Genomic DNA, 20,889 nt, shown 5'->3' with positions numbered 1-20,889 from the left:
CAATATCGATACATTAATAAACGTAAATATCCCCTATTCTACTAATCGAAAACCTAAAACCAGATGCTTCACTTTTATCAGGCAATGTATTCTTGCAATAGATGCCTAAACTAACCTTAATGCCAATACACTTAGCTTAGTCAATAAACCCAATATTTTAACCATCCGTTGCGGTCTTAGGTTTATCTTCATTAACTTTTTTCATTACCTGATGATAACTTTAAACCCACAGAGACGATGTGATCTCCATCAACTTCTCGAACGATTAACTTCACTTCACCTAGTTTTACATGGTCACCCACTACGGGTTTACCGTGAAAATGATTAATTAAGTAACGCTCAATAGTAATACCTTCACTAGATGAGGAAACTTCGAATCCATAAAGTTGGGCGATATCGGTCAATCGTGCTTCTGGGTTTAATACAAACTCACCAAAAAACCGATCAGATTCTAAAAATGGGGAATGTGCAGCTGATGCGAAGAACCGCCCGAAAGCCGATCTTGCACTGCTAGTAGCTAGGATCATCACTTGATCATCGCTTAATAACTTTTCCTGCTCATCCACATCGGCAAGTATGCCTCTGCGTATTACGCCAACTACTTGGCTTCCCTCTGTAGATGGCAACTGACGAATGGTTGACTCAGCAGCGCGACTACCTGATAGCACCGGATAAATCAGTAGTTCTTTGTCTTGTTCATGTTTAATTTTTAATTGTAGATACTCTGGTTCCTTAGCACTTGGTGGTAATTCAATTTGCAACCATCTTGCCAGCGGTGCCATGGTCCAGCCTTGTAGTACTAAAGAAATCAAAACAACGAAAAATACTAATTCAAAATAGGTTTGTGTATGTTCCAGCCCAGCTAATGAAGGGAACAAAGCCAAGATGATAGGAACTGCACCACGTAAACCACACCAACTTATGAAAGTTTGTTCTCGCCATGGAAAATGAAATGGAAGTAACGATATTAAGACGGCAAGAGGTCTGGCTATAAAGATAAGCACAACTGCGATAGCAATGGCAGGAATGATAATAGGTACTAAGTTACTTGGGGTAACCAATAACCCTAGCATTAAAAACATGCCTATTTGGCTTAACCAGGCTATTCCATCATGGAAACGGTGAATATCATTACTGTAAGGGATTGACGTATTGCCAATCATCACACCGGTGATAAAAATGGCGAGGAAACCACTGCCATCCCAAAGAGTTGTAAGACCAAATAGACTTATCCCGCCAGCTAAGGCTAATAGTGGATAAAGAGAAACCGGTAACGGTACCCGTCTTAATAATTGAGAAAGAACATAACCGCCAGCAAAACCAATGGCTAACCCCAAACCCATTTGTCTAAAAAGCTCGCTAAAAATTGTCCAACCTTGATTGCCTTCGCCACTGAGTTGAAGAATTTGCACTAACGTAATGGTTAAAAATATCGCCATGGGATCGTTTGATCCTGACTCAATTTCCAGTGTAGCCCCGGTCCGTTCTTTTAGTTCTAAGCCTGCATTTCGCAGTAAGCCAAACACCGCCGCCGCATCGGTTGAACCGACTATTGCACCAATCAACAGTCCTTCTTGCCAGGGTAAACCTAAAATAACATGCGCTGCGTAACCGGTAATACCCGCTGTAATCAATACTCCCACAGTAGCTAAAGACAACGCGGGTTTTAAACTGACTCGAAAAGTATCTCTGCGGGTACCCAAGCCTCCATCAAAAATAATAATCGCCAAAGCCACATTACCAAACAAGAATGCTAGGCTAAAATCATCGAACTTTACGCCTCCTATACCTTGCTCACCAGCCAGCATACCTAATAATAAAAAGACGAGGAGAATTGGAGCGCCAATACGACGAGTTAAAACAGTCGCAATAACACAAAGCAATGAGAGAATAGCTGCAACAAAAATATTTTGGTAAATTATATCTATGGTCATAAGATTCCTAAGTAGGCCAAACTTCAGATAAAGACGGTTTGTAAATAATACTTCCTAGACTAAATTTACTAAAATTCGCTATCACTTACATAGTTTTTAATATCAGTGCTCCTTTTTAAAAACTGCTTTTATACTTATAAATACATTGACGACTAATGTTCAGTGGCAATACTTCTGCGAAATAATGCTAGGCTTGAAATGAAAAATACGGAGCCTAAACCAACAATAAATAGTAGTTGTGGCCAAACAATGAATAAGTCAGCCCCTCGGAAAACCACAGCTTGAGAAAACGCCATATAGTGACGAGATGGCAAAAGCATGGTGAAAGGTTGAATAATATCCGGTTGACTCTCAATCGGGGTTAGACCACCCGATAATAACATCATTGGAATTATTACAATCATTAAGAGTAACGCAAACTGCGCCATAGTTCGTGCAATAGTGCCAAGAAAAATACCGATCGCCGCTGCCGCAAACAAATAAATAGTGGTACCAGCTAACAATAACCAGCGCGAACCAACAATGGGAACATCTAATAAATTAGTGACAATCAACCACATGGAAAGAGAAAATGCGATTAGAATGATTAACCCATTAGCCCAAACTTTAGACATCGCTATTTGAAAAGAGTTGATGGGCATAACCAGTAAATGCTCGATAGTCCCGTGTTCCCTCTCTCTTAAAAGGGCCGCCCCTGTTAATATAATGGTGAGGATCGTAATCTGATTTAATAAACCATTAATTGCGCCAAACCACATGCCCGTGCCATTAGGATTAAAGGCTCGACGAGACACTAAGGTAACTGCATAGGATGTGTCTTCATCCGATCGGTTCACAAAATGATTAACTTCGTTGTTTACGATATTTTGAATGTAACTATTCCCTAAACTTGCTTGGGAGACGGCTGTTGCATCTACATCTATTTGTACTGTTGGTTGACGTTGATCACGCACATCTTTTTCAAAATTAGGTGGGATACTTACAACAAAAATAAAACGGTCATGATCCATGGCCTCATCGATCTCATCTGGATCAATTAATTCCGGCTCTTTGAAATACGGGGGATACAATGCACTAGCAATTCTCCTTGATAGCGCTGAATTGTCTTCATCAACAATTGCTACTGAAGCATTATTAACCGATTCACTAATTGCTGTAGATTGTAGATAAATATCAAGACTAAAGGAGTAAAAAACCAATCCTACAACCACCAAGTCTCTGATTACTGTACGTAACTCTTTGCTACCAAGATAAAATATATTTGACCATACTTTCATTTTTTAGGCCTCTTGCTTTTTTAATAACGCCGAAGCCATTAATACAAAAATAGGCCCAAATACCGCAAGAATTAACAGATCTTTACCCAGATCATTAAACCCTAGACCTTTAGTAAAGGCCGCAACACTCATATGCATATAATAGGTTGCAGGCCAAATCGAACCAATAAACTGTCCAAGCCCTTCTAATGTTGAGGTCGGTTGTATAATTCCTGAATATTGAATAGTCGGCATAACCGATAACACAGTAGTGGCAAAAATTGCTGCAACCTGAGTTTTAGTTATAGAAGAGATTAATAAGCCGAAACCGGTAGATGCACAGACATAAAACAACGCCCCTAAACTAAGGCCTAAAAAGCTGCCTTTTAATGGTACCTGTAATAGAAACACTACCATCATGGTTAAAATCAAAAAATTAATTAAGCCAATACAAACATAAGGAAGTTGTTTACCTACCAAGAACTCTAACGTGCTGGTGGGAGTAACATAGAAGTTTGTGATCGTCCCTATTTCTTTTTCCCTTGAAATACTTACAGCCATTAGAATTGCTGGGAACAATAATAATAACATGGCGGGTGTTTTCGGCCCTATGGAATAAATCGTTTCAAACGTAGGGTTGTACCGATATCGTGATTCCAAGGTAACATTATAATAAGCGTCTGCATCAATTCCGGCTTCCGTTGCCAGTACCGTCAGATATTTAATATGTCCACCAGAAACGTAGCCCTCAATGGTGCCTGCACGAGTCGTATTTGCCCCATCAATCCAAGCAGATACGCTAGGTGTTTCGCCTTTTTTAAGGTCTCGACCAAAACCTGGAGGGATCACTATTGCTAGGGTTATATCATTTGATTTTAATCGAGACTCTAGTTCTGTTTGTGTAAGTAACGGTTGTTTTTCAATAAAATATCGAGAACCTTGAAAGTTGCTAATATATTGACGACTTTGTGGCGTTTGATCATGATCAAGGACGGCAAATGTGAGATCTTCCACGTCAAGTGAAATGCCGTAAGCAATGACCACTAATAATATTGCACTTCCTAAAAATGCGAACGCCAATCGAATGGGATCACGGATCACTTGCTTGGTTTCTAGAAAGCTATAGGCAAACAATCTAAAAAGGCTAAACTTCTTAGGTATTACATGTTCATCTTGTTTGCTCGTTTCCGCAGAAGATGGCGCTATACTTAATTCAACGTCTTGTTGCTGATTATCGGTCTGGTTTTCACCAATTGCAGCTTGTATATATTCAATAAAAGCGTCTTCTAATGAGTCTGCCTTTTTTTCTGCCACTAAATTTTTAGGAGTGTCACAGACTAATACTTGTCCGGCATGCATCAATGAAATTCGGTCACATCGCATGGCTTCATTCATAAAGTGAGTTGAAATAAAAATCGTCACTTTATCTCGGCGAGACAATTCGATTAGCAATTCCCAAAAGCCGTCACGAGCAACTGGGTCAACCCCAGAGGTTGGCTCGTCTAATATTAAAATTTCAGGTTCATGGATGACGGCTACTGCTAAAGAAAGCCGCTGTCTAATACCAAGGGGCAATGATGATGCGTAGGAATGTTTAAACTCTTCTAGTGAAAAACGTTCCAGTAATGCCTCAATCCTATTTTTCATTTTGGCAACAGATAAATGGAATAATTTAGCGTGCAAAGTTAAATTTTCTAGCACACTCAATTCGCCATATAAGGAAAACCCTTGAGACATAAACCCTACTCGCTTGCGGGTTTCCAGGTCGGATGCATCAACCTCTTGACCAAAGAGTAAAGCTTTTCCTTCCGTTGTAGGTAAGAGTCCCGTTAGCATTTTCATGGTTGTCGTTTTACCGCAACCGTTGGAGCCTAAAAAGCCAAAGATTTCCCCCGCTTGAATATCGAAACTTACATTATTTACCGCCGTAAAATCGCCGAATTTACGAGTTAACCCTTCGGCAACGATGGCAGGAGTTGCTTTAGATTGCTCAAATGGAGGAATGACTAATTCTATGTCTTTTTGCTGAACATCTGTGGGTAACAGTTTTACAAATGCCGCTTCTAGATCATCAGTATTTGTTTTAGATTTTAATTCTTGTGGGCTACCAGTTTCTAGAATAACCCCGTTGTTCATAGCAACTAACCAATCAAAGCCCTCTGCTTCATCCATATAGGCGGTAGAAACAATAACTGTCATCGACGGTCTATCTTCGCGGATACTGGCGATGAGTTGCCAAAATTGACGCCTAGATAAAGGGTCAACGCCTGTGGTGGGTTCGTCTAGTATGAGTAGGTCTGGATTATGTATTAGCGCACAGCACAAACCTAACTTTTGTTTCATGCCTCCTGATAGTTTACCTGCAGGCCTTTTAAGAAATGCATTTAATCCAGTGGCAAGGGTTAGTTTTTTAATTCGACTATTACGCTCAGTGGCACTTAAATCAAATAACTTCCCGAAAAAATCCAAATTTTCTTCAATACTAAGCTCAGAATATAGGTTTTTACCTAGTCCCTGTGGCATAAAGGCTATGCGAGGTCCAACACGATTGCGATGCTCTTGAGAGCCCATATCTCCGCCTAAAACCTCAAGATTACCCTGCTGTAACTTCCGTGCCCCAGCAATTAAACTTAATAAGGTAGACTTCCCGACGCCATCGGGTCCAAGTAATCCAATGACTAAACCCGAGGGGATATCTAGCTCGATACCATCAAGGGCGACGGTCTTTTTATATACATGCCTAAGGTCCCGAATCGTAGCAACGGAAGACTTAGTGTCTGCCTTAGCATTATCCATCAGTTACTGCTTTTTTCTGTATGATTTTCAGTCGGTGGAAAGTTTTGCAACTCTTCAGGCCATTCAGACGGAGAATCATCGCCTTCAGGTGCTAGACGTATATAGGCCACACCACGCACGCCTGTTTTAACTTGTTCAATATGTTTTAACACCAACTCTTGAGGAATTTTTACTTTCACTCTAAACATCAATTTGTTTCTTTCATTCTGGGTTTCTACCTGTTTTGGAGTAAATTGCGACTCTGGAGAAACAAAACTTACTGAAGCTGGGATAGCGTAATCGATAATATCGAGTTTAACCCGAGCTTCTGCGCCAATGGCTACTCTATGTGCTTGATTAGAGGGTAAAAACACTTCCATATACACATCAGCTAAATTAATAATGGTTAATACTTTGCCACCACTTCCTAACACTTCACCTGGTTCTGCAAGGCGATATAGAACTCGACCGATAGTCGGTGATACTAAAGTGGCATCGTCTATTTGAGTTTCAATTTCATTAACGACGGCTTGTAATGCATCGACATTTCGCTGACGAGAAATTAGCATAGCGTCTGCGGCTTCAACTGATGCATCAGCAACCGCTAATGCACTTACTCGCGTATCATAAGTTTCTTTACTAACAGCAGATTTTTTAATCAAATCACTTGCTCTGTTTAACTCTTGTTTAGCTAATAGTTGTTGAGCTTTTGCCTGTGCAATGGAAGCATTTGCCGATGCAATTAGACTTTCGCCAGCAGCTACGTCAGCTTTTGCCCTCAATAATTGAGCTTCAAGTTGATCTGTATTAATTCGAGCTAAAGCCTGTTGGGGCTGCACTAAGTCTCCCTCTGAAGCAATAACCTCTTGCACACGACCAGCTATTTTTGTGGAAATATCAACTTGAACAGCCTCAATTCGTCCATTTCCCGATGCGAAATCGGAGGGTAAAGATGGTTGTTGGATAAAACTCCAAAGCAGCCAAAATCCTATCGCAACAATGACAACTAATATCGCAATAAAAGGTAATTTGTTACCTTGCTTCATTGTGTATCCTTAACGTTAATTTTTAATGTTTGTTTAAATATTTAAAGTGTTGTTTCAGAATTAGTTGTTCTGCCGTTAAACTAAATTCAATTTAACATCCGCAGCAATTTAGTCTTAAAACTGAAACCAGGTAATTTTTGTAAAGTTCGAATATAGTTGGGATAAATTTGGAAGCCTACATGTGTTAATAACCAAAATAATATTGTGTTGGCCGAAATATTTTGAGCAAAATTCAATATAATTAGATGAAGGAAATTTGAGGTAATTTCGTAATATTGAAGCCGAAAGCAATTTAAGAGTCATTTTTGGTTCTTCTACTATAATAATCTGAATTTTAATACTTGGTACATATTGAATAAATTCGCAATTCCTCTTACTAAAATGTGGAAACTACGTAGTGATACTACTCCAATCATTCTGCATCTTAAGTATCTAAATTAACTGTCCAAACTGGCTATTGGGTGATTAACGAAATTGAAAATCTGATTGATTTTAATTTTGGATTAAGTATTAACCACAATATAGCCAATACTTTCCCTTATTGCTGGAATGTTCATCTTTACTATACTTATCTTTTTGGCATCCGTTTTATCAATCAGAGAAAACACACCATGACAGTTAAACTAACTACGGATCATTCCTATTTAAAAATTGGCAAATTAAATGTCACTATTCGGCCAATATCAATTGAAGATAAGGATATCGAGGCTGAGTTTGTTAAAAATCTCTCCCCCGTAAGTAAACATAACCGTTTTATGGAAGGCATAAGAGAATTATCCCCTGCTATGTTAGACAAAATGTGTGACATTGATTTTGTCAATAATATGGCATACATCGCAACCATCGAAGAAGATGGAAAAGAGAAACAAATTGGGGTCTGTCGGTATGTCAAAACAGAACAAAACGATGCACGAGAAATGGCTATTACGGTAGCAGATGATTACCAAAACTTGGGAATAGGCACAGAGCTATTTAATCATTTATACGTGCATGCTAGAGCAAATTGCATTAACAAACTTTACTCAATTGATTTGCGAAGCAATACTAAAATGCATAGATTTGCTCAAAGTGTGGGAATGCAAATGGAAATCGACCCTGAAGATGATAATCAGGTTATTTATAGCATTACGCCCCGTTAGAACAGGGGGAGTGATTAAGAGCAATTAGGTAAATCGCATATCTGGTGATTTACCTATTTTCAAATTCTTGGTTTAATTAATACCTATACTCTTTTTTATTTTATTTACCATAATCAAGGTGCCCCATAGGCACCAAGCTTGTTATGCTCTCATCTTTTTATGTTCAATGCTTTGTGCATATATTTCTGCTTTTTGCAGTTCATTTAACATATCACTGGTGACCAAAACGACTTCCCCCGGACTAATTCTAAATCCTCTCGCTTGGTCTAAACGGTGGTCTAAACCAATCTCGAAATTGTCAGGTATTTTGCAGTTTTCATCAATAACAGCAGAATGAATTTTTACGTTTTTACCAATACTAACATTTGGAAGAATAACGGATTTTTCAACAAGGCTATTATTTTCAATAAGTACGTTAGAAAACAATAAAGACTGCTTAACTATTGCACCAGATATTATACATCCACCAGAAACGTTTGAATCTACTGCATAGCCACTTTGTGTTTTTTCATCAAAAATAAACTTTGCGGGAGGTGACTGCTTTTGATAGGTCCAAATCGGCCAGTCTTTATCATATAAATCTATATCAGGTGTTGCATTAACCAAATCCATGTTCGCACTCCAAAACGAATCTAGTGTCCCAACATCTCTCCAATAAGGCGCTACGTTTGGCTTTTCAGAGCGAAATAAAAACGCTTCGACATGATCATTTTTAATCGCATTAGGAATGATATCATGACCAAAATCGTGTTGAGATTGGGGATTTTTTGCATCCTCTATGAGTTTTTCAATTAAGAAATCAGTACTAAAAACATAATTTCCCATAGATGCTAATGTTGAACCTGGCTTATTTTTCATCACCCAAGGATTCAAAGGCTTTTCTTGAAATTCATTTATTCTATTGTTGTCACCAACCGACATAACGCCAAATTTACCTGCGGCTTCTTCTATGGGCATTTCAATACATGAAATAGTCATATCAGCTCCACTTTGGGCATGTTGCGCTAACATATCGCCGTAATCCATTTTGTATATGTGATCACCCGATAACACCACTATATACTTAGGTGAGTTTTCGCGAATAAAACCGATATTTTGATACAAAGCATCGGCCGTGCCGGCATACCAACTATTGGAGTACTGTTGTGAGGCTGGAAGTAGTTCGACATACTCTCCGAGTTCTCGATTCAAATGTCCCCACCCGCTAGCGAGATGCCGTAGAAGACTATAAGCCTTGTATTGAGTTAATACGCCTATTTTTCTAATTCCTGAGTTAACACAATTCGACAAAGGGAAGTCTATGATTCGGAATTTACCGCCAAATTGCACTGCGGGTTTTGCTTGGTGTTGAGTTAATTCACACAAACGAGTCCCTTTTCCCCCAGCTAGAACCAAAGCTAAGGTATCGCGGGTTAAATGACTTACATACCGACTATTTGAAATTACCATCTGCTTTCCTCTATTAATTAATAATTTAATTAACCCAACAGTCTTAGAAAAATTGGCTACACAATAAAAAGTGGCTCAATTGATAGCGTTACTTTTAAATGTGCTTATTTCGCTTTTATTGTTCTAGTTAATAACCTGTTTGTGGTCTATAAAAGTGGCGTTTATTGGCAATTAACCTTGCATCATGCCGATACAAATTAGTTTACGATTGGTATCAAATTTAGGTTATTGGAGGTTTCTCGTAATTAATTGTGGAAAACACTTATTGTTAAGTTTCAATATATATCGAGTGTTATTTTTACCGGGGATTTTGCATTTAAAAAGAGGGATTAAAAACTTTGTTTATATTTTCAGAAGGGTTTAAAACGTTAAGATTTGTATAAAAATCAGAAGGTTAATTGTATATTAAGAAAAAACAGAAGGACATAATTTGGGATTACCACAATCTAACTTTATAGATATTGTGGTAATCCCTAATACCGTAAAAAATATCTATTGGATAATATGTATGTGTGTAGACCCAGTTACACAGCAACTACCTGAAACATTAGTTTCAGTTCCTCTTTGGAGTTCATCGTATCCAACCATAGATGAACTCCATTTTTTTATCTATTGTTCAGACAGAATTTTAATTCTTACTAATTGTGCAAGGGTTTTAGCTCCGAGCTTTTCCATCACATGAGACCTATGAACCTCTACTGTGCGCTCACTAATGTTTAGCTCAGAAGCTATCATTTTATTCATTGCGCCTTCGGTCACTAAGTTAAACACTTCTCTTTCGCGGTTTGAAAGAAGACTTATTTTCTTCACTTCGTTTTGCTTGTTAAAAATACGCGCATTTTGTTTAGTATTTAATGCTAAAGCTTCATTTATTCGATCAATTAAATTTTGTTCATTAAAAGGTTTACGGATAAAGTCTATAGCGCCATTGCGCATTGCTTCTACTGCCATTGGAATGTCGCCGTGACCTGTAATAAAAATAATTGGCAGCATGCTATTCAATTCTTTTAACTTTAACTGTAATTCTAAACCACTCATTTTGGGCATTCTAATATCAAGAACGATGCATCCTTTCATTTCTTTATTAAACTGCTCTAAAAACTCATAACCATTGACGAAGGTTTTCGCTCTAAGACCAATGGATGCTAATAACATCTCCATACCGTCTCGAATCCCTTCGTCATCATCGATGATAAATACTGTTTGTTGATCAGTCATGAAATTTCCCTCCCGAAATAGGTAGCGTAAAATAAAAAGTGGTCCCGTATTGTTTATTATCTTTGAAGTTTAATTGTCCACCGTGTTCCTCAATAATTGATTTTGAAATGGACAAACCAATTCCCATTCCATTCTTTTTGGTGCTGCTAAAAGGCGTATAGAGTTCGTCTTTTAACTCTTGAGATAAACCACAACCAGTGTCTTCTATGGCTATCTGTAACGCCCTATTTGAAGTTTGCATGGCTTTAATTGTTAAAATGTTGCCATTTTTAAACTCTATCCCTTGCATTGATTCCATGGCATTACGTAATAAATTAAGGATAACTTGCTGAATTTGTACTCTATCAACGAATACTTCGACATTATCATCATTCATCTCCACTTGAATGATAATTTCGTGCAGGCGTGAAATAGGCTCTATTAACTTAATCACCTCTTCTATTAATATATTACTCTCTACCGCTTCTTTTTGGCTATCTCCCTTTTTAGTCATTCTTTGTACGCGTTCCAGTACGCTACCAGCGCGTAGGGATTGTTGAGTTAATTTATCGAGTAATTCAGGAAGCCTATCGAAATTACGTTTTTCACACATATTTTTAGCTGTAGCTGAAAACAACGCAATAGCCGTTAATGGTTGATTAATTTCATGTGCCACTGCAACCGCCATTTCACCTAAGGCATTTAATCGATCGAAGTGAGCTAATTGCTCCGTAAGACGTCGAGTTTTATCTTCCGATGCCAATTGTTGAGTGATGTCTCTAATTAACCCCACAAATACTCTGCCCTCAGGATTTACAATTTCACTGACCGACAAATGTATGGGAAACATTGATCCATCTTTACGCTTAGCAGTTAAAACTCGACCCGTACCAATAATATGGGTTTCATTTGTTTCAATGTATTTCGCAAGATATTGATCATGTTGTTCACTTTGTCGCGGCGGCATGAGTATCTTAACGTTTTTGTCTAAAACCTCTTGCAAAGGGTAGCCAAACATTTTTAATGCGGCTTTATTGAAACTTTTTATACTTCCTTTTTGATCTATTGTTATTACAGCTTCAACAACAGAATTAACAATAGCCTGAGCAAACGCATGACTATGTAGCAGATCTGCTTGGGCTTGTTTAATTGAAGTAATATCGGTAATAAACCCTTCAAATACAATTGTTTCATCGGAATTAGACAGGTCACTGAGTAATGCCTCTCCCCTTTCCCACACGTACTTAATATCATTGCTTTTAGTAATTATTCTGTATTCAAATTCAAAACGTTGCTTTTGTTTAACCGCTTCGTCGACGAGTTGTTCAATCCTTTGATAATCTTCAGGGTGAATGATTTTCCCCCAAATAACCTCTCCTTCCTCAAACTCTTGTTTGCGATATCCTGTTAACTCCTCACACTCTTCATTAACTAGGACAATAGGCCATCCCTCTGTATTTAGAGCACGGTAAGCCATGCCTGGCAGCATTTTTAAAAAGTGCTCATTCTTCTTACGATCATCCTCTAACGACTTTTCTCTTTTTCTAGAAAGTAAAACGGCATAAAACGCTATTGCTACAAATAGGCTTAGTAGTAAACCCAGCAGTGATAACACTTTGATCATGCGATAATGCTTTAGGGCTAGAAACTGATTAGTTGGCGCAATGGTAACCTGCCAATCTTGGTTTTGTAGTGTGAAGTTTGCGGTTTTACTCCAGGGGGTATCAATTAAATTAGCATCGAATTTTTCAGGAAAAATATTCTCGCCATTCACCGATATTAAAATTTGATGATCAAAAAGCAAATAAGACGGCAGTACTTCTTCAAAATAGTGGTTAAAAAGAATCACGCTGCCAATAAAACCTTCTAACTCTTTGGGGTTATTGTCATTGTTAAATACAGGTACATATATTCCGAAACCGGTTTTTCCATCTTCAGAAGTAATCGGAACTGTGATCATCGCGGTGCCGTTGTTTTTAGCTTCCATAGCAGCATTAAAGGAATCAGGGATTGAATTTAAATCAATATTCAAAGCTGTTTCATTGCCCATTAACGGTATAATTTTTCGTACATGGAATGAACTATCAATCCATCCGATGGCATGATACCCGCGTTGAGAGTCGTAAAGAGCCTTACCAAGCAGATTCCAATCTTGGTCTGTTAACCTATTTGAAATATGTGAAAGTTGTGCGAATTCTGTCAAAGTTAACATTCGCTTTTGCAGATCGTCCTCAAGCAATATTTTTATTTTATTAGAGGTGTTTTGGGTGACATTGTCGATGTAATTACGCTCTTGCGTTTCTACATACAAAACTAACAACGCGATAAGAATTGAGGTGATGACACCTGCGACAACGGAATAAATTAAAATAGCGATTTGCGGAGGGAGATTAAGTCGCCACTTGTTGATGTCTATTTTTTTTTCCATTTAATAGCTAGTCCATAGATAAATAGATAAGGGAAAAAATGTATTTAAACGCATCAACTCATAGGACAGAAGACACTTTATTGCATGTTGCTAAGCGCGCATTCACCTAAAAGCAACAAAACGTATAATTATTTTACCATGACAAAAATGCAAAGTTGTTATTTCATTTAAAAAATTAACGGTATCGATGGTAAGTTTATTCGAAAACTCAATGACGCCAAACACTAAATTGAGCTAATTATCATCATGGACAATTTTTTATTAGGTCATATTCAGGAACTTTTAACCCTAAGCTTTGTAGATAATTTAAACCATCTTCTGCATTTTCGAATCGTTTTGGTTTAAAAGAGCAATCGTCGAAAAAGGACATTAATTCCTCCCCTTGACTTGACGATTTTGTTATCCAACTTTCACCCACTTGATTTCTACGTTTTAACATCAGTTTACTTTTAAATGGAGATTCAAAGACTTCTTTGGGCATTGTCCACTGAGTCATGTCAACACATACACCCCAGTCACGGCTTCTTTTTCTACCTGCAATTAAAGACAATTCACTGATATAAGCAAGATCTGCTTGAATCGTCCATACACCTTTCAAAACGATATAAAGAATATCATCAATAGGAGTGATTTTAAAAAAAGCTCCATTATCACTCATTCATTTTCCCAAATTGGTAATCCATTAAGTTTATTCTTAATCGAAGTAGTGCATTAGTTTAACTTAATATTAACTCAAATAAATGTAAGTAATTGAAGTTTTGATAAAACTTCAATTTCAACAGACGATTTCACCTTAATTAAATTTATGCTTTAATAATCCTAAATGGAAGGTGAATATGGAAATCATTGAGCCAATTCTAAATTAGAACAATAAATCTATTTAACCCAGCTTTATCTCTAAGTATATTACTTAATCAAATCAAATTTTTAGATGTGACATTGGAGTATTATGGAATTCGCTTTTATCCTAGTAGCATTTTTGTGCGGTTTAACCATGAAAATCATAGGATTACCTCCACTAATTGGCTTTTTAATTGCTGGGTTTAGTTTAAATTTCATGGGTTACGAACCCAATGCATCCTTAGATACGCTAGCGAGTCTTGGCATTACTTTAATGCTATTCACCATTGGTCTTAAACTCAATATTAGGGACTTGATCAAATCTGAGGTATGGGCTGGAAGCACTTTACACATGTTTCTTTGGGTACTTATTGTTGCATCTTGTTTTGTTTTCCTAACGGCATTAGGCGTTGGTTATTTTGCCGATATAAATATTGTCACCGGCGCTCTAATTGCTTTTTCCCTTAGCTTCAGCAGCACCGTATGTATTGTTAAAATACTTGAAGAAAGTGGTGAAATCCGTACCAGGCATGGGAAAGTTGCCATTGGCATCTTAGTCATGCAAGATATTTTTGCGGTGATATTTTTAGTTATCGCCACAGGAAAAATTCCCTCTGTGTGGGCTATATTGTTGCTGCTGTTATTTTTAGCCAAACCCATTTGGTCGTTGTTATTAGATAAAGCCGGACACGGCGAGTTACTCCCACTGATGGGGTTTCTTATTGCCATTGGCGGCTATGAATTATTTGAGTTAGTGGGTCTCAAAGGAGATTTAGGGGCGCTAATTCTTGGTATGTTGCTGGCGAATCAAAGCAAAGCATCAGAATTATCTAAGTCGCTTATGAGCTTCAAAGATCTTTTCCTTATTGGCTTTTTTCTATCCATTGGCTTTACCGCGCTCCCTACCCTTGAAATGCTAGTAACAGCACTTTTACTATGTTGTCTCATTCCCCTTAAATTTGGTTTATTTTTCAGTATATTCACGCGCTTACGTCTACGCGCTAGAACCTCATATTTAGCCAGTTTAGTACTAGGAAATTACAGCGAGTTTGGGCTTATTGTAGTTGCCCTATTGGTAAATGAAAACTTAGTAGAAAAGCACTGGTTAGTTGTTTTGGCGTTAGCGGTATCCATATCATTCCTATTCACTGGTTTCGGTTACCGTTCATCTCATCAACAATACAATCGAATTAAACATAAACTAAAAAATTATGAACACCCCCAACGTCTTAAGGAAGATATTTATAACTTACCCACCAATGCTCGCGTTCTAATAATCGGTATGGGCCGTGTTGGTAAAGGCGCTTACAAAGCATTAGAGAGTGTTATGAAAGAACAGGTGTGGGGAATGGATGCTGATCCAAACAGAATACGTAAAATGCAAAAGTTAGATATGCAGGTATTTGTTGGCGACGGTGAAGACGTTGATTTTTGGGAGAACTTCGATTTACGTCAAACTGATATTGTCATGCTTGCTGTGCCGTCAGTGGAAGATATCAGTAATATTACCCAACAATTAAGAAATGCTAATTACCAAGGTACTGTTGCATCTATTGCCCGTTATGAAGATGAAATCGAGTTGCTGCAAAAAGCCGGCGCAGACAAAGTTTTCAACTTTTTTACAGAGGCAGGGAGCGGCTTTGCTGAGGAAAGCTTACAAATGTTATCTCTTTCTAACAAGTAGCTCTTATTAGCAAGTAATAACAGAATCAAAAATGATAACTATTACCATTGCCTATCCAATTGTTTTTAAAGGAAAAACTTACAAATCTTCAAATATTGGTCTATACTCGCCCTATTGTTTTTCGGGAGAATTTTAAGATGAAAGGTCAAGCAAATATACTTGCTGCTCTAAATGAAGTGTTAACGACAGAGTTAACCTCTATTAATCAATATTTTTTACATGCAAGAATGTATAAAAATTGGGGTTTAGATAAACTCAATTCAGTTTGTTATAAAAAGTCAATTAAAGACATGAAACAGGCCGATGAATTGATTGAACGAATCCTGTTTCTTGAAGGTTTGCCTAACTTACAGATGTTAGGAAAACTATATATCGGCGAAGATACTGTGGAAATGCTGGCATGCGATAGTAAGTTCCAATTAGAGCAGATCCCTAAATTAAAAAATGTCATTGCCCTTTGTGAATCAGAACAAGATTACGTATCCCGCGATTTATTAGAAGAAATCTTGGAATACGAAGAAGAACATTTAGATTGGTTGGAAACTCAAGAGTATCAAGTTTCAGCATTGGGATTAGAAAATTACTTGCAAACGCAAGTCGGTTCTGGAGATTAAAATATGAAAGGTAATCAAGTAATAATAGATTCGTTAAACGGTTTGTTAGCATATGAATTGGCAGCTATGGATCAGTATTTCATTCACTCTCAAATGTATGACGATTGGGGATTAACTAAACTATATGAACGTATAGCCCATGAATTTGACGATGAAAAAGGTCATGCCACTAAGTTAATCGAACGTATGCTGTTTTTAGAAGGCACTCCTGATATGACAGTTCGTTCAGGATTTAAAGTCGGTGCTGATGTACTAGAAATGTTAGAAAGCGATTTACGTGTCGAATACACTGTAACTGAAGAGTTGAAAAAAACTATTGCGTTGTGTGAGTCAGAAAAAGATTATGTGACCAGAGATATGCTTATGATTCTTTTAGAAGACACAGAAATGGATCATGCACATTGGTTGGAACAACAAATAGGCTTGATCAAACGACTGGGTCTAGCAAATTATTTACAATCTCAAATGTAACCACCACTTAGCTAAATTTGGGTTTGGAAGAATACAAATATTGTGTGTATTTTACCCGTTTGTATATCTTCCAGTTCAATGGTTAATTTCCATCTCATATTAGGTTCGCTGCAAGCACCAATGAACAATTGGGCATCGAGCAAAACGTGATTATTCTGTTTATCTATTCGACTCGACTCTAGAAACAGTGGGGTTTTCCCCATGTACATATTAGTGCCTTCTAACCAGCCTTTTCTAACCACATATTGAGTGTCGTAAGTTATTTCTATATTGAGCATTTCTTCAATCATTATTGGAAACTCAGAAAAGGCTATCTGCACAATAGAGTCATCCATTTGAATAACGCACGATTTCGATTCCAAATAACATAGATTATTAGATAGAATTGAGTCATTTTTATTATTCAGTGAATAAACCACGGAAAGAATCAAAATTACAACTATAATAGGAAAGATACGTTTAATCAGAGTCTTGTACCTATGAAATGAGCAAGTGTGGTGAATATTTGAAAGTTAGTTTGAATGATCACCTGTATAAAAACAAGAAATGCTGAAAATCTATTGATTAAGATCAACCTTATGGTGTTTATGCTATCTTTTTTATGGCAAAAACTTTATGATCGCGTCTTCAAAATCCAGGTTTTGAAAACGAATTCATAGACTTAGGTTAATGAAATGTAAAAACCGTGACAATAGTGTCACATACACATAACAAATCAAAAATAATTCGTTATTTTTGTCATAAATAATGATGTGGAAGATCCATTGATATGAGCGTAGCCAGCCAAGTACATCCGGAATACAACTATAAGGTCGTTAGGCAATTTGCCATAATGACTGTCGTATGGGGAATTATTGGAATGGCGGTAGGTGTGTTAATTGCAGCACAACTTTACTGGCCAGCCTTAAATTTTGACATTCCTTACCTCACCTTTTCACGATTGCGTCCTTTACATACCAATGCGGTTATATTTGCATTTGGGGGATGTGCTCTGTTTGCCACTTCATACTATGTAGTGCAACGAACATCGCAAGTTAGGATTTTTAGTGACAAGTTGGCGTCTTTTACATTTTGGGGATGGCAAGCTGTAATTGTTTCAGCTGCAATCACCTTACCTTTAGGGTTAACGACTAGTAAAGAGTACGCTGAGCTAGAATGGCCAATTGATATCTTAATCACCCTAGTCTGGGTGGCCTACATTATTAACTTCTTCGGTACAATTGTAGTACGCAAAGTGTCGCATATATATGTGGCAAACTGGTTCTTTGGAGCCTTCATGCTTACTGTTGCTGTATTACACATAGGTAACAGCATGGCAATCCCTGTTTCCTTGTTTAAATCCTATTCGATTTATGCTGGTGCCGTAGATGCAATGATGCAGTGGTGGTACGGCCATAACGCAGTAGGTTTCTTCTTAACCGCAGGTTTCTTGGGTATGATGTATTATTTCGTACCTAAACAAGCTGGCAGACCGGTTTATTCCTATCGTCTGTCAGTAGTCCATTTCTGGGCACTTACCTCTCTTTACATTTGGGCAGGTCCTCACCATTTGCATTACACAGCTTTGCCAGATTGGACACAGTCCCTAGGTATGGTTATGTCAATCATCCTATTCGTTCCTTCTTGGGGTGGCATGATTAACGGGATTATGACTTTATCTGGTGCATGGCATAAATTGCGTACCGACCCAATTTTACGATTCTTAATTGTTTCTCTTTCATTTTACGGCATGTCGACTTTCGAAGGCCCAATGATGGCAATTAAAACCGTTAATGCCCTTTCTCACTATACGGATTGGACAATTGGACACGTTCACTCAGGTGCTTTAGGTTGGGTGGCAATGGTGTCAATCGGTTCGATTTATCACCTTATCCCAGTCCTGTTTAATAAACCTGCTATGTACAGCATTAAGTGGGTAAACGTACATTTCTGGTTGGCCACTATTGGTGTAGTTCTTTACATCGTAGCCATGTGGATGTCAGGTGTATTACAAGGTTTGATGTGGCGCGCGGTGAACCCAGACGGCACACTAACTTATAGTTTTGTTGAATCATTACAAGCGTCTAAGCCTTTCTATTTTGTTCGCTTTATTGGTGGTGCATTCGTTGTTGCTGGCATGTTATTGATGGCTTACAACGTTTACAAAACTGTACGTACACCTAATGAAGAGTTTTCAAAAGATCCTGAAAACTCACCTCAACCTCAAGCAGCATAAGGAGATTTGAGATGAAAAACGTTCACGAGCTGGTTGAGAAGAATATTGGATTGATGGCGATATTTATTCTAATCGCCATTAGTTTCGGTGCCATGGTTGAAATCACACCATTAATGTTCCAACAACAAACAATGGAAAAAGTTGAAGGTCTTGAACCTTATACTGCCTTACAGATGGAAGGCCGAGATATTTATATTCGCGAAGGTTGTGTTGGTTGTCATAGCCAGATGATCCGTCCTTTTAGAGCTGAAACTGAACGCTACGGTCACTACTCGGTTGCAGGTGAGTCGGTTTGGGAACACCCATTCTTGTGGGGTTCAAAACGAACTGGACCTGATCTTGCGCGAGTTGGCGGTCGTTACAGTGATGATTGGCATCGTGTTCACCTACTGAATCCTAGAGACGTTGTTCCTGAATCAAATATGCCAGGGTTCCCTTGGTTAGCCGAAAATACTCTTGACGGCGATTTGATTGAGAAAAAACTGCGTGTCTTTAAAGACTTCGGCGTACCTTACAGCGAAGAAGAAATCGCAGGTGCGAAGGAAGCAGTAAAAGGTAAAACAGAGATGGAGGCCTTAATTGCCTATCTACAATCTCTAGGAACGGCGCTGAAATAGTATGGATTACGGTGCAGCGGGTAGCATATTTACAGTTGTGGTTTTTGTTTGCTTTATTGGCATAGTGGTTTGGGCTTTTAGTGGCCGCGCTAAAAAAAGATTCGATGAAGCAGAAAATTTGGTTTTTGATGATGAGCCAACCCAACAAACAGAAAAAAAAGAGCGGGAGTCTTCGATAAATGAGTAGCTTTTGGAGTATTTGGGTCTCAGTAATCTCATTGGGAACAATTCTAGGGTGTTACCTGATTTTACGTTGGTGTCTGTTAAACAAAACAGGCGTTGCAGAAGGTGACGATATGCATCATTCATTTGATGGTATTATCGAAATTAATAACCCATTACCTAAGTGGTGGACAATCATGTTCTATATGACCATGATTTGGGGAATATTATATTTATTACTTTACCCGGGTTTAGGGAATTGGAAAGGTTTGTTAGGTTGGAAAAGCTCTAACCAAAACGTACAAACACTACAAGAATCTAAAGACGCCGTATTGGCTTCTAGAGAAGAAGCTAAAACTGCCCTATTCGGTTTAGGTGGTGTTGGTGTTGAATACGACCGAGAACTTGAAAAAGCGGAAGAAAAATTTGCGCCTATTTTCAATCAATATGCTGAACAGCCTATTGAAGTTTTGGTTAACAACGAAGAAGCATTAAAAATTGGTCAGCGTTTGTTTATGCAAAACTGTTCCCAATGCCATGGTTCTGATGCTCGAGGCCAACGCGGCTTCCCTAACCTGACTGACCATGACTGGTTATACGGTGGCACACCAGAGAAGATAGTTGAAACCTTAACCCTTGGCCGTCAAGCAAACATGGCAGCATGGTTACCTTCATTTGGCGAAAAAGGTGTTGAAGAAGTTGTTGCTTATGCACTTAGCTTAAGTGGCCGTCAAGTTGACCCTGATTTAAAAGAAGCTGGTAAAGCACGCTTTGCAGTATGTTCTGCTTGTCACGGTCCTGACGGTAAAGGAAATCAAGCTCTTGGTGCTCCAAACTTAACGGATAATATTTGGCTATATGGTGGTAGCACCGATGTGGTTACAGAAACCGTTAATTATGGTCGTGCTGGTGTGATGCCTTCTTTCAAAAATACTTTGGGAGAAAAGAAAATACACCTTGTAGCGACCTATGTTTATAGTTTATCTAAAAACAAATAAACACTAAGTTCGTTCCTAATAAAGCCTCGTTTATCGAGGCTTTATTTTCTTAAATAAGAAGTAA

At 38.1% G+C, this 20,889-nt stretch carries 17 protein-coding genes; 8 read left to right on the top strand and 9 right to left on the bottom strand.

Translation table 11 applies throughout. The annotated features are described in order from the left end of the window. Positions 1 to 191: 191 nt before the first annotated feature. From ABJV04_RS07240 to ABJV04_RS07225, 4 genes are all read right to left on the bottom strand, one after another. Positions 192 to 1,934, bottom strand: a complete 1,743-nt coding sequence (locus ABJV04_RS07240) for a potassium/proton antiporter (RefSeq protein ID WP_348490689.1) — start codon at positions 1,932 to 1,934, stop codon at positions 192 to 194. 152 nt (positions 1,935 to 2,086) lie between these two features. Then, a complete protein-coding gene (locus ABJV04_RS07235) occupies positions 2,087 to 3,211 on the bottom strand; it encodes an ABC transporter permease (protein WP_348490687.1) in 1,125 nt (374 codons plus the stop codon). A 3-nt stretch (positions 3,212 to 3,214) separates the two neighbouring features. Beyond that, positions 3,215 to 5,986 carry a ribosome-associated ATPase/putative transporter RbbA gene (gene rbbA / locus ABJV04_RS07230; RefSeq protein ID WP_348490685.1) on the bottom strand — a complete coding sequence of 924 codons (2,772 nt, stop codon included), beginning with the start codon at positions 5,984 to 5,986 and terminating at the stop codon, positions 3,215 to 3,217. Next, a complete protein-coding gene (locus tag ABJV04_RS07225; RefSeq protein ID WP_348490683.1) occupies positions 5,986 to 7,011 on the bottom strand; it encodes an HlyD family efflux transporter periplasmic adaptor subunit in 1,026 nt (341 codons plus the stop codon). The genes rbbA and ABJV04_RS07225 overlap by 1 nt, the downstream gene beginning before the upstream one ends. Positions 7,012 to 7,622: 611 nt before the next feature. Here ABJV04_RS07225 and ABJV04_RS07220 point away from each other — a divergent pair. Continuing rightward, positions 7,623 to 8,150: a GNAT family N-acetyltransferase gene (locus tag ABJV04_RS07220; protein ID WP_348490681.1), complete on the top strand. Its 528-nt coding sequence runs from the start codon at positions 7,623 to 7,625 to the stop codon at positions 8,148 to 8,150. Between the two features lie 141 nt (positions 8,151 to 8,291). Here the strand turns inward: ABJV04_RS07220 and glgC are convergent, their stop codons facing one another. The 4 genes from glgC to ABJV04_RS07200 all read right to left on the bottom strand — a co-directional run bounded on the left by glgC (position 8,292) and on the right by ABJV04_RS07200 (position 13,882). Beyond that, complete coding sequence (glgC, locus tag ABJV04_RS07215; protein WP_348490680.1) at positions 8,292 to 9,599, bottom strand: glucose-1-phosphate adenylyltransferase; 1,308 nt, start codon at positions 9,597 to 9,599, stop codon at positions 8,292 to 8,294. A 609-nt stretch (positions 9,600 to 10,208) separates the two neighbouring features. Further along, the gene (locus ABJV04_RS07210) at positions 10,209 to 10,817 is read right to left on the bottom strand and encodes a response regulator (RefSeq protein ID WP_348490678.1); all 609 of its coding nucleotides are present in this window, start codon (positions 10,815 to 10,817) and stop codon (positions 10,209 to 10,211) included. Next, positions 10,810 to 13,224 (bottom strand): PAS domain S-box protein, encoded by a 2,415-nt coding sequence (locus ABJV04_RS07205; protein WP_348490676.1) that lies wholly within the window; start codon positions 13,222 to 13,224, stop codon positions 10,810 to 10,812. Before ABJV04_RS07205 ends, ABJV04_RS07210 begins: the two co-directional genes overlap by 8 nt. Before the next feature lie 244 nt (positions 13,225 to 13,468). Then, positions 13,469 to 13,882, bottom strand: a complete 414-nt coding sequence (locus tag ABJV04_RS07200) for a hypothetical protein (protein WP_348490675.1) — start codon at positions 13,880 to 13,882, stop codon at positions 13,469 to 13,471. A 291-nt stretch (positions 13,883 to 14,173) separates the two neighbouring features. On the opposite strand from ABJV04_RS07200, the gene ABJV04_RS07195 reads away from it, so the two are divergent. The 3 genes from ABJV04_RS07195 (at position 14,174) to bfr (ABJV04_RS07185) (ending at position 16,833) form a co-directional block, all read left to right on the top strand. Beyond that, positions 14,174 to 15,748 carry a cation:proton antiporter family protein gene (locus ABJV04_RS07195; RefSeq protein WP_348490674.1) on the top strand — a complete coding sequence of 525 codons (1,575 nt, stop codon included), beginning with the start codon at positions 14,174 to 14,176 and terminating at the stop codon, positions 15,746 to 15,748. A 137-nt stretch (positions 15,749 to 15,885) separates the two neighbouring features. Next, complete coding sequence (gene bfr, locus ABJV04_RS07190; RefSeq protein ID WP_348490672.1) at positions 15,886 to 16,362, top strand: bacterioferritin; 477 nt, start codon at positions 15,886 to 15,888, stop codon at positions 16,360 to 16,362. 3 nt (positions 16,363 to 16,365) lie between these two features. Continuing rightward, positions 16,366 to 16,833 (top strand): bacterioferritin, encoded by a 468-nt coding sequence (gene bfr, locus ABJV04_RS07185; RefSeq protein ID WP_348490671.1) that lies wholly within the window; start codon positions 16,366 to 16,368, stop codon positions 16,831 to 16,833. Positions 16,834 to 16,844: 11 nt separating this feature from the next. Here the strand turns inward: bfr (ABJV04_RS07185) and ABJV04_RS07180 are convergent, their stop codons facing one another. Continuing rightward, positions 16,845 to 17,168 carry a hypothetical protein gene (locus tag ABJV04_RS07180; protein WP_348490669.1) on the bottom strand — a complete coding sequence of 108 codons (324 nt, stop codon included), beginning with the start codon at positions 17,166 to 17,168 and terminating at the stop codon, positions 16,845 to 16,847. Positions 17,169 to 17,602: 434 nt separating this feature from the next. Here ABJV04_RS07180 and ccoN point away from each other — a divergent pair, with 434 nt between their 5' ends. From ccoN to ccoP, 4 genes are read left to right on the top strand one after another with little or no spacing between them, the layout of a single operon-like run. Next, positions 17,603 to 19,048 (top strand): cytochrome-c oxidase, cbb3-type subunit I, encoded by a 1,446-nt coding sequence (gene ccoN, locus ABJV04_RS07175; RefSeq protein ID WP_348490668.1) that lies wholly within the window; start codon positions 17,603 to 17,605, stop codon positions 19,046 to 19,048. A gap of 11 nt (positions 19,049 to 19,059) precedes the next feature. Further along, a complete protein-coding gene (gene ccoO, locus ABJV04_RS07170) occupies positions 19,060 to 19,665 on the top strand; it encodes a cytochrome-c oxidase, cbb3-type subunit II (RefSeq protein ID WP_348490666.1) in 606 nt (201 codons plus the stop codon). 1 nt (position 19,666) lies between these two features. Continuing rightward, positions 19,667 to 19,852 carry a CcoQ/FixQ family Cbb3-type cytochrome c oxidase assembly chaperone gene (locus ABJV04_RS07165; RefSeq protein WP_348490664.1) on the top strand — a complete coding sequence of 62 codons (186 nt, stop codon included), beginning with the start codon at positions 19,667 to 19,669 and terminating at the stop codon, positions 19,850 to 19,852. Continuing rightward, positions 19,845 to 20,825 (top strand): cytochrome-c oxidase, cbb3-type subunit III, encoded by a 981-nt coding sequence (gene ccoP, locus ABJV04_RS07160; RefSeq protein ID WP_348490663.1) that lies wholly within the window; start codon positions 19,845 to 19,847, stop codon positions 20,823 to 20,825. The genes ABJV04_RS07165 and ccoP overlap by 8 nt, the downstream gene beginning before the upstream one ends. The last annotated feature ends 64 nt before the right edge of the window (positions 20,826 to 20,889 follow it).

Source organism: Aliiglaciecola sp., assembly GCF_039982535.1.
Lineage (GTDB): Bacteria > Pseudomonadota > Gammaproteobacteria > Enterobacterales > Alteromonadaceae > Aliiglaciecola.
Note: the sequence above shows the minus strand (reverse complement) of the source record. Positions and strands in the feature narration are given on the sequence as shown.